The sequence below is a fragment of the Paenarthrobacter sp. NPDC092416 genome, assembly GCF_044755025.1.
Taxonomy (GTDB): Bacteria; Actinomycetota; Actinomycetes; order Actinomycetales; family Micrococcaceae; genus Arthrobacter.
Map to the genome: position 1 here is coordinate 142352 of NZ_JBIVQG010000007.1, position 16694 is coordinate 159045.

17 protein-coding genes are annotated in these 16694 nt (G+C 62.9%); 15 read left to right on the top strand and 2 right to left on the bottom strand.

Features of this window, described 5'->3' with window-relative positions:
- Nucleotides 1-6: 6 nt before the first annotated feature.
- Nucleotides 7-786, top strand: a complete 780-nt coding sequence (locus tag ACIQC5_RS14635; RefSeq protein ID WP_400283568.1) for a GNAT family N-acetyltransferase — start codon at nt 7-9, stop codon at nt 784-786.
- Between the two features lie 7 nt (nt 787-793).
- Here ACIQC5_RS14635 and ACIQC5_RS14640 read toward each other — a convergent pair whose 3' ends face one another.
- A complete protein-coding gene (locus tag ACIQC5_RS14640) occupies nt 794-1495 on the bottom strand; it encodes an acVLRF1 family peptidyl-tRNA hydrolase (protein WP_400283571.1) in 702 nt (233 codons plus the stop codon).
- A 41-nt stretch (nt 1496-1536) separates the two neighbouring features.
- Between ACIQC5_RS14640 and ACIQC5_RS14645 the strand changes: the two genes are divergently transcribed.
- The 14 genes from ACIQC5_RS14645 to nusB all read left to right on the top strand — a co-directional run bounded on the left by ACIQC5_RS14645 (nt 1537) and on the right by nusB (nt 15182).
- The gene (locus ACIQC5_RS14645; RefSeq protein WP_400283575.1) at nt 1537-2997 is read left to right on the top strand and encodes a replication-associated recombination protein A; all 1461 of its coding nucleotides are present in this window, start codon (nt 1537-1539) and stop codon (nt 2995-2997) included.
- 225 nt (nt 2998-3222) lie between these two features.
- Entirely contained in the window at nt 3223-3843 is a 621-nt protein-coding gene (rpsD, locus tag ACIQC5_RS14650) for a 30S ribosomal protein S4 (RefSeq protein WP_400283578.1), read from the top strand.
- 156 nt (nt 3844-3999) lie between these two features.
- Nucleotides 4000-4374, top strand: a complete 375-nt coding sequence (locus ACIQC5_RS14655; RefSeq protein WP_400283581.1) for a DUF948 domain-containing protein — start codon at nt 4000-4002, stop codon at nt 4372-4374.
- Between the two features lie 41 nt (nt 4375-4415).
- Nucleotides 4416-4646 carry a DUF6167 family protein gene (locus tag ACIQC5_RS14660; RefSeq protein WP_400283583.1) on the top strand — a complete coding sequence of 77 codons (231 nt, stop codon included), beginning with the start codon at nt 4416-4418 and terminating at the stop codon, nt 4644-4646.
- Nucleotides 4647-4761: 115 nt separating this feature from the next.
- Nucleotides 4762-7440 (top strand): alanine--tRNA ligase, encoded by a 2679-nt coding sequence (alaS, locus tag ACIQC5_RS14665; RefSeq protein WP_400283586.1) that lies wholly within the window; start codon nt 4762-4764, stop codon nt 7438-7440.
- 2 nt (nt 7441-7442) lie between these two features.
- A complete protein-coding gene (ruvX, locus tag ACIQC5_RS14670) occupies nt 7443-8033 on the top strand; it encodes a Holliday junction resolvase RuvX (RefSeq protein WP_400283589.1) in 591 nt (196 codons plus the stop codon).
- A complete protein-coding gene (gene mltG, locus ACIQC5_RS14675) occupies nt 8030-9793 on the top strand; it encodes an endolytic transglycosylase MltG (protein ID WP_400283592.1) in 1764 nt (587 codons plus the stop codon). The genes ruvX and mltG overlap by 4 nt, the downstream gene beginning before the upstream one ends.
- A complete protein-coding gene (locus tag ACIQC5_RS14680; RefSeq protein WP_400283595.1) occupies nt 9790-10644 on the top strand; it encodes a shikimate dehydrogenase in 855 nt (284 codons plus the stop codon). Before mltG ends, ACIQC5_RS14680 begins: the two co-directional genes overlap by 4 nt.
- Nucleotides 10645-10670: 26 nt before the next feature.
- Entirely contained in the window at nt 10671-11870 is a 1200-nt protein-coding gene (gene aroC, locus ACIQC5_RS14685; RefSeq protein ID WP_400283598.1) for a chorismate synthase, read from the top strand.
- Entirely contained in the window at nt 11870-12436 is a 567-nt protein-coding gene (locus ACIQC5_RS14690; RefSeq protein ID WP_400283600.1) for a shikimate kinase, read from the top strand. Before aroC ends, ACIQC5_RS14690 begins: the two co-directional genes overlap by 1 nt.
- A complete protein-coding gene (aroB, locus tag ACIQC5_RS14695; protein ID WP_400283603.1) occupies nt 12433-13524 on the top strand; it encodes a 3-dehydroquinate synthase in 1092 nt (363 codons plus the stop codon). Before ACIQC5_RS14690 ends, aroB begins: the two co-directional genes overlap by 4 nt.
- Complete coding sequence (locus ACIQC5_RS14700) at nt 13521-14042, top strand: tetratricopeptide repeat protein (protein ID WP_400283606.1); 522 nt, start codon at nt 13521-13523, stop codon at nt 14040-14042. Before aroB ends, ACIQC5_RS14700 begins: the two co-directional genes overlap by 4 nt.
- 166 nt (nt 14043-14208) lie before the next feature.
- Nucleotides 14209-14772, top strand: a complete 564-nt coding sequence (efp, locus tag ACIQC5_RS14705) for an elongation factor P (RefSeq protein WP_400283609.1) — start codon at nt 14209-14211, stop codon at nt 14770-14772.
- Entirely contained in the window at nt 14772-15182 is a 411-nt protein-coding gene (gene nusB / locus ACIQC5_RS14710; protein WP_400283611.1) for a transcription antitermination factor NusB, read from the top strand. Before efp ends, nusB begins: the two co-directional genes overlap by 1 nt.
- 128 nt (nt 15183-15310) lie before the next feature.
- Here the strand turns inward: nusB and ACIQC5_RS14715 are convergent, their stop codons facing one another.
- A complete protein-coding gene (locus tag ACIQC5_RS14715) occupies nt 15311-16564 on the bottom strand; it encodes a PrsW family intramembrane metalloprotease (protein WP_400283614.1) in 1254 nt (417 codons plus the stop codon).
- Nucleotides 16565-16694 lie beyond the last annotated feature (130 nt).

Genomic DNA, 16694 nt, shown 5'->3' on the forward strand with positions numbered 1-16694 from the left:
CAAGCCGTGCTGGATCAAGCTCTGATCGAAACCCTGATGGACCGTGCCTGGCCTGCCTCTGAGCGGGAAGACACGGGTGGGTGGGTTCTCCGCGCTTCCCACGGCGTGACGCAGCGGGCCAATTCGGTCTGGCCGAGGGTTCCCTCTTCCAGTGACGCTGACGGCGCGGCGATTGCGGGATCGATCCGTTCCGCGACGCAGTGGTATCAGCGACGGCGGCTGCCGTTGATTTTCCAGGTGTTCGACGATTCCAGAAGCTCAAACCTCAACGCGGCCCTGGACGAGCGCCGTTTCACGCGCCAGTCAGAAACGAAGATCATGGTCCGCGGCGCGGACGGCCTTGCTCTCACGGAGCCGGCAGGGGTGGAGCTTTCCGAAGAAGTCTCTGAAGAATGGCTTCAGCTCTGGTGGTCCGTGGATGGCCGCGGCGGTGAGCGGGAGCTCAACGTCGCGCGCGGGATACTGACGGCCTGCCCGTCGCTGTACGCGATGGTGAGGGACGACGACGGCGTCCCTGCCGCCGTCGGGCGTCTTGCCTTGGTGGACGGCTGGGGCGGTCTGTACAGCATGGCGACGTCGGCCACGCACCGTCGGCGCGGTTACGCAACTCAGGTGCTGGACGCCTTGATGGCCGCGGGTGCGGCGCGTGGTCTCCACGGCTTTTGGCTTTTGGTGACTGCAGCCAACCAGGGTGCGCAGTCCTTGTATTCGCGGTCGGGCTTTGAGGAACGCGGCAGTTATCTGTACCGGCAAGCTCCCCTGACGAGGGCGCCCGGAGGTTGTTAGCGCACAGCTATTTGGATGAGTCAGTGACGAGGATCCGGATGGAGCAGGCGTCGCCGGCGGCCTTGGCCAAGACCGCGGTTTTGGGATCCTGAACGTCCAGGAAGGCCAATTGTGTCCGGCCCGCCATTCCGCGCATGGACGGCCGGCCGAGGACTTGTTCCACCAAGGCTTTGTCGCCGCCCGGCACGATGTACTCGACGCGGTGGCCGCTGAAGATACGGGCCGCGTGTTCGGCGGCGGAATCCACCAATGAGTCTGCCTGGCTGGATCGTCGACGCGCGAACCGTTGCTGGGACTGGCCACCGGCTGACGTCCTGGACTGGACGTAACGGTTGCCGCTCTTGGACTCAAGGACCTTGGTTCCGCTGGCCACGGCTATGGCGAATCCTCCTCTGCGCACCAGGAGCAGGCCAAGCCCACGTTCCTGCGTGGCGAGTGAGGCGAGCCGCTCGATGTCTGTTGCACCGCGGCCGGGCCTGCCATCGACGGGCCACGGCGCCCTCAGCAGGGCAGTCGCGCCGTCGGCCGCGCGGAGGAGCATTGCGCCGTCGGCCGCGCGGAGGAGCATTGCGCCGTCGTCATCGTCTTCTTCAACAAGGGCGCCGTGGCTTGCGGTGAAGCGGTCCACCCAGCCGGACAGCCGCGCAGCGGGCACCAAAGCGGCGCGGCTGGGGGTACGTTGCTGTGGCGTTGATGACGGGCGGTCCACGTCGATGTCTCCTTTGCTGGATCTATGAGTAGCCTATCCATGTGGAAGATCTCTTTGGTGTGGGTGCGGGCAGCGACGACGAGTCGGAGGATACGCCCGCCGTCGGGGGAGTATCCGATGCAGCACGTATGGCTTCCCAACGCAGCCCGCTGGCAGTTCGGATGCGCCCCCGTACCCTGGACGACGTCGTGGGTCAGCAACACCTACTTGGCCACGGCTCACCGCTTCGGCAACTGGCCGCCGGTGCCGATGCAGCTGGACCGGCTGGCCCGAGCTCGGTGATCCTGTGGGGGCCTCCGGGAACGGGCAAGACCACCCTTGCCCACGTGATCGCGCGGGGCCCGGGCCGGAAGTTTGTGGAGCTCTCGGCCATCACTGCCGGCGTGAAGGACGTCAGGCGCGTCATGGACGAGGCCTTGACGGCTCGGGACTTGTACAAGAAAACTACTGTGTTGTTCCTGGACGAGATCCACCGCTTCAACAAGGCCCAGCAGGATGCCTTGCTTCCGGGAGTGGAGAACCGTTGGGTCGTCCTGGTGGCCGCTACTACGGAGAACCCCTCATTTTCGGTCGTTTCGCCGTTGTTGTCCCGGTCGCTTCTGCTGACGCTCAAGCCGCTGACGGACGACGACATCGCCGGGTTGTTGCAACGCGCGGTGCTGGATGGCCGTGGCCTGGCTGGCCGTGTGGAGCTGAGTCCGGAAGCACTGGAACATTTGGTCAGGCTTTCCGGTGGCGACGCCCGCCGGGCCCTGACGGCCTTGGAGGCCGCCTCCGGTGTGGCATTCGGTGACAGCACCGCCGGTGAGGGAACGGACAACGACGGCGAGCCTGGACTTGCGGGCGACGGTGCGCCTGACGCTCCGGTGCTGGTGGAACTGCGGCACACCGAACGCGCACTTGATTCGGCGGCGGTCCGCTACGATCGCGCCGGTGACCAGCACTATGACGTCGCGAGTGCCTTCATCAAGTCCATCCGGGGATCAGACGTGGACGCAGCATTGCACTATCTGGCGCGGATGTTGGAGGCGGGGGAGGACCCTCGCTTCGTGGCGCGGCGGATCGTGATCTCCGCAGCGGAGGACATTGGCATGGCAGATCCTACAGCGCTGCAAACGGCTGTCGCCGCGGCGCAGGCAGTACAACTGATTGGAATGCCTGAAGGCCGGATTGTCCTTGCTGAAGCGGTAGTGCATCTGGCGACCGCGCCCAAATCGAATGCGGCCTATATGGGGCTGAACAAGGCCGTGGCGGACGTTCGCGCGGGTTTCGGTGGCGGAATCCCCATGCATTTGCGCGACGCCCACTATCCCGGTGCCAAGCAGTTGGGCCACGGCAAGAGCTACAAGTACGCCCACGATGAACCCCATGGTGTGGCGACCCAGCAATACCCGCCTGACGACCTCGTGGGCAAGGACTACTACGAACCCACGTCCAACGGCGCCGAACGGGACATCTCGGCAAGGCTGGAGAGGCTTCGGAAAATCATCAGGGGCCAGTAGCTCTGCCAGAAGGGGTGCCCGCTGCCGCAGCGTGCAGGGCCGGTAACCGGCTAACTCCCGTGGTAGGATAGTTGCTTGTCTGGCATGTCCCCGACGCACAATCCCTTGAAGATTCTGTTCAATGGTGCTGCGCCGTGGGCCAGTAGCAAAAGGCAGCGGTTGGCCGATGCTCTCCCTGATGGAGGCCAGTAACACTGACACACCGCAGTAATTGGAAGGACACAAGTGGCTAACAACACTCGTGCTCGCCGTACCGCACGCCTTTCGCGTGCACTCGGCATTGCTCTGACCCCCAAGGCCGCCAAGTACATGGAGCGCCGCCCGTACGGCCCCGGTGAGCACGGCCGTGCCCGCAAGAAGCAGGACTCCGACTACGCCGTACGTCTGCGCGAAAAGCAGCGTCTGCGCGCACAGTACGGCATCCGCGAAGCCCAGATGACCCGTGCCTTCGAAGAAGCACGCCGCACCAAGGGCCTCACCGGTGAAAACCTGGTTGAGCTGCTCGAAATGCGTCTGGACGCCCTCGTGCTGCGTGCCGGCTTCGCCCGCACCATCGCACAGGCTCGCCAGCTGGTTGTGCACCGCCACATCCTGGTTGACGGCATCCGCGTGGACCGCCCGTCCTTCCGCGTTGGCGAAGGCCAGCTCATCCACGTTCACAGCCGCTCCGAGACCATGGCTCCGTTCCAGGTCGCAGCAGCTGGTGCCCACGTTCTGAACACGGTTCCGGCATACTTGGACGTCAAGATCGACGCCCTGCAGGCGCGTCTGGTTCGTCGCCCGAAGCGCTCCGAGGTCCCCGTGACCTGCGAAGAGCAGCTCGTCGTCGAATTCTACGCTCGCTAATCCAAGCAGCGCTTACAAAGAAGCCCGTGGCCAACGCCGCGGGCTTCTTTGTATGTAAGGTCCTGCTTCTTTCTATGTAAGGTACTTGGGGAGGCCTTGCACGATGCTGCCAACCAGCGGGTGCGGGCGGCGCAACGATCCTAGGAGATGAGATATATGTCTGGTGGCGATATTGCCGGCCTGATCGCGGCGGGAGTGTTCGCCCTGCTGGTGTTGCTGTTGGCTGTGCCCATCCTGAAACTTGGTGGGGTCTTCGACGAAGTACGTTCCACTATCCGTTCCATCAGCGATGGCGCGACGCCACTGATGGATGAAGTGACGGCCACCGTCTCCACCACCAACCAGCAGCTGAAGAAGGTTGATGGCATCGCGTCGAACGTCTCTGATGCGTCGGCCAACATCTCGGCACTGTCGTCCCTGGTTGCCGCTACAGTCGGCTCGCCCTTGATCAAGGTCGCCGCCTTCAGTTACGGCGTGCGTTCCGCTTTCGCCGCCCGGAAGGCCCCGTCGTCGGGCCGTCGCAGCCGCTGATCGGGTTGTACGTCTGAAAACATGCTGAACGTCAGGAAATCATGAAACGAATAGTCTGGATGGGCATCGGCGTTGCCATCGGAGTCATCGCCTTCCGCAAGATCACCGAGGCCCAGGCCAATATTGGCCCCGACGGTCTCAACCGTGCTGTGGGTCGACTTGCCGACGGCCTGTTCGATTTCGCCGACGCCGTGCGCGCCGGCATGCACGAACGCGAAGAGGATTTGCGGGCGGCATTGGGGATTGGCGACGCCGGAACAGGTCAACGCTAGCGGGCGCGGTTCGCCCCAGCGCCCACAACAGGGCAGAATGAGAAGCTGCGGAACGGCAACAGCCGGTACCGCGCACACCACGTGCAGTGAATTGAGAAGGGTAAGTAAACAGCTAATGAAGTCGCAGGAGATCACCAAACGCTGGGTGGACTTTTTTGTCAGTAAGGGCCACACCGCCGTTCCCTCCGCGTCGCTCGTTTCCAGCGACCCGTCACTTCTCTTCACTGTGGCCGGCATGGTGCCGTTCATTCCTTATTTGACTGCTCGCGAAGAGCCGCCGTACAAGCGTGCTACCAGTGTCCAGAAGTGCATCCGCACCGGCGACATCGAGGAAGTCGGCAAGACGGCCCGTCACGGTACGTTCTTTCAGATGTGCGGCAACTTCTCCTTCGGGGATTACTTCAAGGAAGATGCGATCAAGTTCGCTTTCGAGCTGCTCACCAAGAGCGTTGACGACGGCGGCTACGGCCTTCCCGCCGAGCGCATCTGGGTGACCGTTTACGAAGAGGACGACGAAGCCAAGGAACTGTGGCTCAAGAACACGGAAATCCCGGCTGAGCGCATCCAGCGCATGGGTAAGTCCGACAACTACTGGCACACCGGCCAGCCGGGCCCTGCCGGCCCCTGCTCGGAGATCTACTACGACCGCGGCCCGCAGTACGGAATCGAAGGCGGGCCCCTCGCCGACGAAACCCGCTACATCGAAATCTGGAACCTCGTGTTCATGCAGTACCAGATCGAGAACGTCCGTTCCAAGGTGGACTTCGACATCGTCGGTGAACTGCCGAACAAGAACATTGACACCGGCCTGGGCATGGAGCGTCTCGCGATGATCCTCCAGGGCGTTGAGAACATGTACGAGACCGACCAAGTCCGGCCGGTTATCGACAAGGCAGCGGAACTGTCGGGCAAGGAATACACATCCGCGGAGACTGACGAAGATCCGCACCACACCGATGACGTCCGCATGCGCGTCGTCGCGGACCACATCCGTTCCTCCCTCATGCTCATCGCTGATGGTGTGGCTCCGTCCAACGAAGGCCGGGGCTACGTCCTGCGTCGTCTCATCCGCCGCGCCGTGCGTGCGATGCGCCTGCTGGGCGTCGAGAAGGCTTGCTTGCCTGACCTCCTGCCGGTCTCGCGGGACGCCATGAAGGGTGTTTACCCCGTGGTCGACACGGACTTCGCACGCATCAGCCGAATCGCCTACGCCGAGGAGAAGGCGTTCCTGCGTACCATCGCATCCGGAACCGCACGGCTCGAAGACGCCGTGGCTGAATCCAAGGCTGCAGGGGTTCCGTTGTCGGGCGCTGACGCTTTCGCGCTCCACGACACCTACGGCTTCCCGATCGACCTTACGTTGGAGATGGCGGAGGAAGCCGGACTCAAGGTGGATGAAGCTGGCTTCCGTTCACTCATGCTGGAACAGCGTCAGCGCGCCCAGGCAGATGCAAAGGGCAAGAAGGGCGGCCATGCCGACCTCAGCGCGTACCAGGAGATGCTGGGCGAGGGCGAGACGGTCTTCATCGGCTATGACGAACTCGACGGCGAATCCAAGGTCCGCGGCATTGTCAGTGGCGGTCAGCGTGTTGCCCACGCATCCACCGGCGATGAAATCGAACTGGTCCTGAACGAAACCCCGTTCTACGCCGAGGCAGGCGGCCAGTCCGCCGATACCGGCCTCATCACCGGTGACGGCTTCGTCGTCGAGGTGCTGGACGTTCAGCGTCCGGTCAAGGGCCTCAGCGTGCACAAGGCGATCGTCCGCGAAGGCGAAATTGCCTCGGACGCGCTGGTGCGCGCCGCCGTCGACCGTGAACGTCGCCATGCCGCCGAGCAGGCACACACCGGCACGCACATTGTGCATGCCGCTTTGCACCAGATCCTGGGGCCGGAAGCCACTCAGCGCGGTTCGTTCAACAAGGCCGGCTACCTGCGCTTCGACTTTGCCTGGGGCGAGGGCCTGAGCACCGCCACGCGTTCGGAAATCGAAGAGGTTTCCAACATCGCCATCCGGAACAACTTCCGCGTTGACACCAAGGTCATGGGCCTGGCCGAGGCGAAGGCGCTGGGCGCCATGGCACTGTTTGGCGAGAACTACGGCAGCGAAGTCCGGGTTGTGGAGATCGACGGCGCCTGGTCCCGTGAACTTTGTGGTGGCACCCATGTGGCAAACACCTCACTGATTGGCAGCTTGTCCCTTTTGGGAGAGCAGTCCGTCGGTTCAGGTAACCGCCGCGTTGAGGCGTTCGTGGGCCTGGATGCGTTCCGCCACCTCGCCGCGGAGCGTGCTCTCGTGGCAGAGCTGACCGAAATGCTCAAGGTTCCGTCCGGCCAGCTGGCTGACCGCATCTCCACCACGTTGAACAAGCTCAAGGTTGCGGAGAAGGAACTCGACCGCCTGCGCAAGGAGCAGCTTGCAGCTGCGGCCGCGAATCTTGTGGGCACTGCCCGCGATGCTGCGGGTGTCCGTCTCATTGCGCACGATGCCGGTCAGGTGGGCGGTGCGGATGATATCCGCAACCTTGCCCTTGACCTCCGCAACCGCCTGGGTTCCGAGGCTTCAACCGTAGCCGTTGCCGGTGTCAGCAATGACCGGCCCATCATCCTGGTGGCTACCAACGAGGCCGCACGTGATGCCGGCGTTAAGGCTGGCGCCTTGGTGCGCCTCGCAGCCGGCATCCTCGGCGGTGGCGGAGGCGGCAAGGACGACGTCGCCCAAGGCGGCGGCACCGACGCTGCGAAGGTCTCCGAGGCCCTCGCCGCGGTAGCGGATGCGATAGCCAAGCGCTGACGGTGGATTCCACGACGAACAGCGACGTCTACCCCCGCGGCATCAAGCTGGGGGTAGACGTCGGTACCGTCCGGGTTGGGCTTGCCATTTGCGACCCCGACGGCATTTTGGCGACGCCCTTCAAGACCGTGGGTCGTGACGCCAAGAAAAACTCCGACATCCGTGTGGTGGTAAAGCAGGCCGTTGAGTTGTCAGCCGTGCAGATATTTGTCGGCCTGCCGCGCACCATGAAGGGCGAAGAGCGAGGCTCCGCGCAGATGGCAACGGAGTACGCCGAACTCCTGGCGGCCGAGCTGTCCAGAAGCGGTGCAGCCGTTCCAGTCAACCTCGTGGACGAGCGGCTCAGCACCGTTACGGCACACCGTAACCTGCACGAAGCTGGCATGAGCAGTAGAAACCACCGTAAAGTGGTTGATCAGGTTGCCGCTGCTGGAATACTTCAGCACGCGATCGACATGCAAAAAGCCAGAGGAACGGACGTTGGACGCCGCGTGCAGGCACCGGCGCAGTCCGATCAGCCCACCAGTGCCCCAACGCTGGGGGCTGCCTCCGGCCGAGATCCAGATTCTTCTACGAGGGGACTGCAACTGTGAGCCCGGTCAACAACGACCCCTCCAGCGGTGCCGCTGGCGGTGGGATGCCGCTGACCCGCAAGGAACTGCGGGCCCGCGAACGATTCCTCGCCACGCAAAACCAGAACGTCGTACCTGTACCCGAAGCGACACCGGAGGCGGCAACACCTCCGGTTGATGCTGAGCCAGCGTTGCCCAAGCCGGTTCCGGCCGTCCCAGCAGCTCCTGCGGTGCCGCCCGTCACTGCTGTACCACCGGTTCCTGTTGCCCCACCGGTTCCTGTCGCACCGCCGGTTCCCACGGAACCTCCCGCTGCGGCGGAGCCGGCCAAAGAAGCAGAGCCTGTCCAGGAACAGGAGTCGGCTCACGTACCGGAACCGAACCATGAACCGGAACCGGTACACGAAGCCCACCCAGTGAGCGTGGAGCTCCACCAGGACCACGTCGACGACGCTGTGCGGCCCCCGCACTATGCGGAGGTCCATGCCGGGGAAGTGCACCTTGATGAAACGCACATCCCGGCTGAAGAGCACGTTTACGCTGGCCACGAAGGCGACGAACACCCCTCGCACTATTTCCACCATGAAGGTGGAGAGCATCATGACGTCCACGGATTTGTTGAGCACGACGCCCACTACGGGTATGAGGACCACGAAGTCCACCCTGACGAGCACCATGCACTGATTCCTGCCATCGAGCCTGCTGCCAGCAAAGCCGCGACCAAGAAGGCGAGGCGTCGCCGTCGTGTCCTTGCCCTCCTGATCACGCTCGGCGTCTTCGTCGCTGCGATCGCCATCGGCGCGCAGTTCCTGAAGCCGTTGCTCGGTATGGACAAGGTCACTGACTACCCGGGGCCCGGTACCGGATCCGTGACCATTACGGTTCCTGAAGGCGCCGGTCCCAAGGCTGTTGCTACGGCCCTCGTGGACAACAAAGTGGTGGCAGATGCCGATTCGTTCGTGAAGGCGTTCCTGAGCGATGGCGGCGAACTGTCGCCGGGCGAATTTACGTTCCGCACCGAGATGAAGAACTCCGATGCCGTGGCAGTCCTGCTGAACAAGGACGCCTCGAAGGTCATCTATTTTGCCTTGAGCGCGGGCCTGCGCATCAACGAATCCCTTGACGCAATCTCCAAGGGCTCTGGAATACCGCTCCAGCAATTGACAGCGTTCAACCAGGCGCCAGCCCAGTTCGGCGTACCTTCCCAGGCCAAGAACCTCGAAGGATTCCTGGCTCCCGGCGAGTACCGTTTCCCGCTGGGAACCTCAGGCAAGGACATCGTCCAGAAGCTCGTGTCCACCACCTTGGATGAACTCAAGGCCCAAGGAATTACCGATCCCGCGAAGCAATACGACACCGTGACCATCGCCAGCATCGTCCAAGCCGAAGGCGGACAGGCTGATTACGGCAACGTGGCAGGGGCAATCTACAACCGGCTCAAACCCAACAACACGGAGACCAACGGGCTGATCCAGTCCGATGCAACAGTGACCTACGGTTTGGGCAAGAAGTCCTTCCACCTCACAGAGGAAGAGAAGGCTGACAAGTCCAATACGTACAACACGTACGCCAATGTTGGTCTCCCGGCTGGTCCCATTGGTTCCCCGGGCAAGACCGCAATCGACGCCGCAGCGAAGCCGACCCAGAATGACTACCTTTACTGGGTCACCATCAACCTGGATACCAAGGAGACAAAGTTCTCCAAGACGCTGGCTGAACACAGCACCTACGTGGAGCAATACAACGCGTGGTGCCAGGCCAACGCCGGGCGGTGTGTGTGAGTCGTCGCGCCGCGGTCCTCGGGCACCCGATTTCACATTCAAAGTCTCCCGCCATGCATACGGCTGCCTATGCCACCTTGGGCGTCGACATCGATTACTCGGCCATTGATGTCACGGTTGAACAGCTTCCGGATTTCATGGAGTCGGTTCGCGGCGACGAATCGTGGTGCGGGCTCTCCGTTACCATGCCGCTGAAGTCCGCCATGGTTCGCGAGATGGATGACGTCCGCGGAGCGGGGGCAGCTCTGGGTGTCATCAATACTGTCGCCTTCGAGCACGTTGGCGGCTCCATCCGACGCGTCGGATACAACACCGACGTCGCCGGCATTGTGGACGCCGTGCGTTACGCCGGCCTTACCTCCACGACGCGCGCTGCTGTCCTTGGTGGCGGTGGAACATCGGCTGCCGCTGTTGCCGCCCTGCGCGAACTCGGAGTGCGTCACGTTGACGTTTTCGTGCGTGACGCCGGACGTGCCGGTGACGCCCAAGCTGCGGCGGCCGCCGTCGGGATTTCGCTGACGATCCGCCCGCTGTCCGAGGCTGCCACGGCAGTTGCCGGGACAGAACTCGTGATCTCCACGTTCCCCCCGCGGGCCGCAGATGGCCTCGCGGACGAGTTGGCAGCTTTGCCGGCGACTGGCGCAGGCGTTCTGCTTGACGTTGCGTATGACCCGTGGCCGAGCCGCCTGGCCGAGGTCTGGCATGGACACGGGGGAGCAGTGGTTCCCGGACTGGAGATGCTGATGTACCAGGCGGCGGAGCAGATCCGGCTGTTCAGCGGCTGTGATGTCAATGCCGCCGTCATAGATGTGATGTGCGACTCAGTCGGGCTTCCCCGGCGAGTGTTCTAGAGGCCTTACATGGCAGGATTGGTTATATGTTGCGTTGGTTGACTGCCGGTGAATCCCACGGTCCGGCTCTGATCGGAATTATTGAAGGCGTGCCTGCCGGTGTTGAACTCACCAGCGGGCAAATCCGTGACGCCTTGGCGCGTCGCCGCCTGGGCTATGGGCGTGGCGCCCGCATGAAGTTTGAGCAGGACGAGGTGACGATCGTTGGCGGTGTCCGCCACGGCATCACCCAGGGTGGCCCCGTGGCCATTCAGGTCGGCAACACCGAATGGCCCAAATGGGAACAGATCATGTCTGCTGACCCTGTGGCCCCCGAACTGCTGGCGGACCAGGCACGCAACGCGCCTTTGACGCGTCCCCGTCCGGGTCACGCGGACTTCACCGGAATGCAGAAGTACGGCTTCGATGAAGCACGGCCCGTTCTTGAACGCGCCAGCGCCCGCGAAACAGCCACGCGCGTTGCCTTGGGTACCGTGGCCTCGCAGTTCTTGAAGCACCTTGGCGTTGAACTCGTCAGCCATACTGTATCGATTGCCAGCGTGACCGTGCCCGAGGGCAGGCCTCTGCCCGCGCCCGCAGATGTTCTGGCCCTCGACGCCGATCCTCTCCGTTGCTTCGACCGCGAGACCTCCGACGCGATGGTTGCCGAAGTTGATGCCGCACACAAGGAGGGCGAAACGCTCGGTGGCGTAGTTGAAGTCCTCGCCTACGGGCTCCCGCCGGGACTGGGCAGCTACGTGCACTGGGATCGTCGACTCGATTCACGCCTTGCCGCTGCCCTCATGGGTATCCAGGCCATCAAGGGCGTGGAAGTCGGTGATGGCTTCATGACGGCTGCGCGCCGCGGTTCTGCAGCGCACGATGAAATCGTCAAGGATGACAACGGCAAGATCGTCCGTCAGACCAACCGTGCCGGGGGCATTGAGGGTGGCATGAGCATTGGCGATGTCCTGCGCGTGCGTGCGGCCATGAAGCCGATTGCTACCGTGCCGCGCGCACTGCGCACCATCGATGTCAGCACCGGCGAGCCCGCAAAGGCCCACCACCAGCGTTCAGACGTTTGTGCTGTTCCGGCAGCTGGCGTGGTTGCCGAAGCCATGGTTGCCCTGGTCCTGGCAGAAGCCGTGGCCGAGAAGTTCGGCGGCGACTCAGTTGCCGAGACCGCGCGGAACCTGCAGAGCTACCTCGACAGCATTCCGGCAACCCTGGACTCGGTCGGCCGGTAGTGGTCCGCGCACTGCAGGACGGCTGTCCCGGCCGTCCCATTGTTCTCGTGGGTCCCATGGCGGTCGGAAAGTCGGCGATCGGCCAGCAGTTGGCCCTGCAGCTGGACGTTCCCTACGTGGACACGGACGCAATGGTTGTGGCTGCCCACGGCAGCATCGCAGACATTTTCGCCGGCCGCGGGGAACATGCTTTCCGTGAGCTGGAAGCCCGCGCCGTGGCCAAGGCGATCGACTCCGCCAAGGAACAGCTGAGCGTGATCTCCCTGGGCGGGGGCGCGGTACTGGACTCCGGAACCCAGCAACTGCTGAGCGAGTGCACGGTGGTCTACTTGGAGTGCGACGCAGCGACCGTTGCGGACCGCATCGCCCGTAATACCGGACGCCCTTTGCTGCAGGGCGACGCCATGACGCGGTGGGAAGCCTTGTTTGCCACCAGACGTCCCGTCTATGAACGCCTGGCTGACATTGTCCTTGATGTCCGATCGGGTTCCGTGGCGGAAATCGGCCTCCTGCTGGAGGAACGGCTGCGCCAGCATGCAGCCTTGAAAGAGGAAGTTGAAAAGTGAGCAACGAAGCAACTGTCATCAAGGTGACCGGCCAGTCAGCCAACGAGAACTACGACGTCGTAGTTGGCCGCGGCCTTCTGGGGTCCCTCCCTGCGAAGTTGGGCGAGCGCGTCCGCCGGGTCTTGGTGATCCACCCGCGGGCCTTGAGGCTGACCGGCGACACCGTCCGTGATGAACTCGAGGCTGCCGGTTTCACCGCCCTCACGGCAGAAATTCCCGACGCCGAGGAAGGCAAGCACATCCAGGTCGCTGCCTTCTGCTGGCAGGTGCTGGGACAGAACGATTTCACGCGCTCCGATGCGATCGTGGCGGTCGGTGGCGGCGCAGTGACAGACCTCGCCGGGTTTGTTGCGGCAACCTGGCTCCGGGGCGTCAAGGTCATCCACATGCCCACCAGCCTGCTCGGAATGGTGGACGCTTCCGTTGGCGGCAAAACCGGCATCAACACGGCCGAGGGCAAGAACCTGGTGGGCTCCTTCCACCCTCCCGCCGCGGTACTGGCAGATCTGGACACGCTTCAGACTCTGCCCAAGAACGAGCTGATTTCCGGTATGGCCGAGGTCATCAAGTGCGGCTTCATTGCTGACCCCGTGATTCTGGACCTCGTCGAGAAGAACACGGACGCCGTTACTGATCCGGGTTCCAGCGTTGTCCGGGAGCTGATCGAGCGGGCCATCACCGTGAAGGCCAATGTTGTTTCCCAGGACCTGAAGGAATCGGGCCTGCGTGAAATCCTCAACTATGGCCACACTTTGGGTCATGCGATCGAACTTGTGGAGCGCTACTCCTGGCGCCACGGCGCCGCCGTGTCAGTAGGAATGATGTTCGCGGCGGAACTTGCCCGCAGCGTCGGCCGGCTGTCGGATTCCGACGCCGATCGTCACCGAACCATTCTGGAAAGCCTCGGGCTGCCCATCACCTACCGGAAAGACCGGTGGCAGGGTTTGCTTGACGGCATGCGCCGTGACAAGAAGTCCCGTGGCGATCTGCTCCGCTTCGTGGTCCTGGACGGTGTGGCGAAGCCTGGCATCCTTGATGTCCCGGACACTTCGCTGCTGTTTGCCGCTTACCAGGAGATCGCATCGTGACGGCCACCCTGAGCGAAGGCATCAGCGACTGGCCAACTGCGGGCTTCCCGGGTGTCCGGATGAATCCCGACACGCTGCTTCCAGTGATCGTCAACGAAGACGTGATGGAAACGGCCTTGGCGGCGTCCGAGGATCCGGCCGACCGTATCATGGCGCTTCTGCTTGACGGCCAGCCGAAGGAAGCGGCCGAAGTCCTTGCTGAAGCGCGGTACAAGGATCCGGAGTCGTTTCGCCTGCGGATTTTCGAGGCGGAAGTCCACCGGGCAACCAACCGGTTTGACCGCGCTATCCAGTTGTTCCGCCAGCTGCTGACGGAAGTACAGGGAACCCCCCGCGAGCCGATTGTTCACCAGTATCTGGGCCGGGCGTACTTTGTAGGCGGCAACGCTTTGGCAGCTTCGGAATCCTTTGCGAAGGCCCTGGACCTCCGGGTTGCGCTGGCCGCGGATGCGGCACTGATTTACTCGTCCGCGGTAGCACTGCAGCGTGCCAGAAACGTCCTCGAACTCGCGTCCTGAAGCCATCCTTCTACCCCGGGCGCGGGGCATCTCGCATTTGCCGGTAGAATGGTTCTTGGATTTTTGATAAATACGCGCTGGTGGGCCGTTTGGCATGCCGGCTTGGCATACCCGGCTGGAAGCTAGAAACCGTAGCTGAACCAGTGAGAGAAACCAGAGGATACGAGTGGCAACCACAAACGACATCAAGAACGGGACCGTACTGAAGCTCGAGGGCCAGCTCTGGAACATCATTGAGTTCCAGCACGTCAAGCCGGGCAAGGGTGGCGCTTTTGTTCGCACCAAGATGCGCAACGTCATGTCGGGCAAGGTGGTTGACAAGACGTTCAACGCCGGCCTGAAGATCGAGACCGCGACGGTCGACCGCCGGGACTACCAGTACCTGTACCAGGACGGCGAAGACTTCGTCTTCATGGACACCCAGGACTACGACCAGATCCACGTATCCGGCGCAACCGTTGGCGATGCCACCAACTTCATGCTTGAGAACCAGATGGTCAACATTGCCATCCACGAGGGCACTCCGCTGTACATCGAACTGCCTCCGAGTGTTGTCCTTGAAATCACCTACACCGAGCCCGGACTTCAGGGCGACCGCTCCTCGGCAGGAACCAAGCCGGCCACTGTGGAAACGGGCTACGAAATCCAGGTTCCGCTGTTCGTTGAACAGGGCACCAAGGTCAAGGTTGACACCCGCGACGGCAGCTACCTGGGCCGGGTCAACGACTAGTGAGTGCACGCGGTAAGGCCCGTGGCAGGGCACTTGAAGTACTTTTCGAGGCGGAGCAGCGCTCTGTTTCGGCTTTCGACGCGCTGAAGGCCCGCCGGGAGATGACAGACCTGGTCATTAACCCGTACACGGTGGAAATCGTGGAGGGTGTTGTTTCCATGCAGCCCACCATCGATGAATTCCTCCAGACGTACGCCCAGGGCTGGACGCTGGAGCGGATGCCGTCTGTTGACCGCATCATCCTGCGTATCGGCGCTTGGGAACTTCTGTACAACGACGAAGTTCCGGACGGCGTTGCTGTCAGCGAAGCCGTGGCACTCGCCAAGACGATGTCCACGGACGAGTCACCGGCGTTCATCAACGGTTTGCTTGGCAGGCTCCAGAAGCTGAAGCCTTCCCTGCTCGCCTAGTCGCAAAGAGGACCCGCATCCAGAGGACCCGCATCCAGTGGATGCGGGTCCTCTTTGCGTTGAACGGGGTTTCGAACAGCTGATGACCTTTGGGCGCCTTCTTCTGTGCGCGTGCCGTACACAAACTCCTACGGGAGGACCGCGGCCCTCAGCACCGGGATCCCGCGAAGGTGCTCAAGCTCGTCCTGCTGATGTACGTGGACGTCCCGGCCGCTGAGAATTCGTTGGCGCGTGAAAGCCAGAGCGGTTGCACCCTTGATGAAGGATCGCATCTGGTGGGCGCGGCCACGGGAAGTGGCCCACCGAATGGCCTGCCGCCTGCCCTGCGACGTGGCGAGCATGTCTACCTCGGCCGGCGTGAACCAGCCGGCTCGGGCGTATTCCAACAGCCGTTGCCGGGTGAGCTTGCCCTCGGCAACCCGCAGGAAGATGATGCCCAGCGCCGCGGCCAGGAAGATGGGCACCTGGACCACGAAGTAGTCCACCAGGAAGTCCTGCCCCATGCTGTTCCAGCGGTTGTGGAGGAACATCGCTGGAAGCAGGCCAACGAAGAATGCGAGCACCGCATATCCCGTATGCCACCTCCTGGCGGCGAAACCCATGATGAGGCCGGTGGTGCCGGTGAAGAGCGCATGGGCAAACGGGGACATGACCCCACGCAAGATGAAGATCCGCACCAGGTCCGTCCCCGGATCAGTGGACGAGGCTATCTCTCGGCCAAAGTAGAGGATGTTCTCCGTGAAGGCGAAGCCCGCTGCGATCGTAAAGGCGAACACCACCCCGTCCACGGGCCCGTCGAAGTACTTCCGGGCAGCAACGATCAGTACCAGCAGGCCGAGGGACTTGGTGAATTCCTCCACGATCGGGGCTTGAACCGTCGCCATGAAGTAGGTGAAGGCTTCCTCACTGGTGGTGGGGGCCGCCAAAGCGAAGACCGGTTGGATCAGGAGCGTGCCGGCAATGGAGACCGCGGCGCCCCAGGTGAAGGCGAACCACAGCAGCCGTTTGGGTTCGGGTTCCCAGCGGTCGATGAGCCGGACCGTGAGCAGCACCACGGACAATGGGATGAGGGACGCAATAAAGCCAATCACAAAGCCCGTGACGCCGGTGTTGCCCAGCAGGAAGGGAACCACCAGAAGCAAACTTCCCAATGCCAGCACGCCGCCTGCGATCAGCAGGGGAAGAGTTCCCGGTGTCCGGCGTCCCCGCGGAACCTGGGAACCGGCCCACGTTTGTTGCGGGAGCTGGGAAGGATTCCCCGGGGCGGGCTGGTAGTTCCCGGGCTGGATCCGGCCGATCCACGTGGGGTTGGCTGAAGGCTCCAAGTACGGACGCGGATACGGTTGGTGGCCGCTGCCCGGTCCGGGGTGGTTCGACGTCATGGCAATGAGCCTATTCCACCGCGCCCGGGTGTGAGTTTAACCTCACGGGCCAACGCCACTGCACGTGAGGTGCGAAGTGTCCGCTGTGGTAGTTTTGAAAGGCAAATATTCCTTTTTTAATTCCGTCCCG

Excerpts from the sequence above, each read along its gene's own strand:
- ACIQC5_RS14655 (WP_400283581.1), top strand. The coding sequence starts at position 4,000 with ATGTCTGGTGGCGATATTGCCGGCCTGATCGCGGCGGGAGTGTTCGCC.
- ACIQC5_RS14660 (WP_400283583.1), top strand. The coding sequence starts at position 4,416 with ATGAAACGAATAGTCTGGATGGGCATCGGCGTTGCCATCGGAGTCATC.
- alaS (WP_400283586.1), top strand. The coding sequence starts at position 4,762 with ATGAAGTCGCAGGAGATCACCAAACGCTGGGTGGACTTTTTTGTCAGT.
- aroC (WP_400283598.1), top strand. The coding sequence starts at position 10,671 with ATGTTGCGTTGGTTGACTGCCGGTGAATCCCACGGTCCGGCTCTGATC.
- ACIQC5_RS14715 (WP_400283614.1), bottom strand. The coding sequence starts at position 16,564 with ATGACGTCGAACCACCCCGGACCGGGCAGCGGCCACCAACCGTATCCG.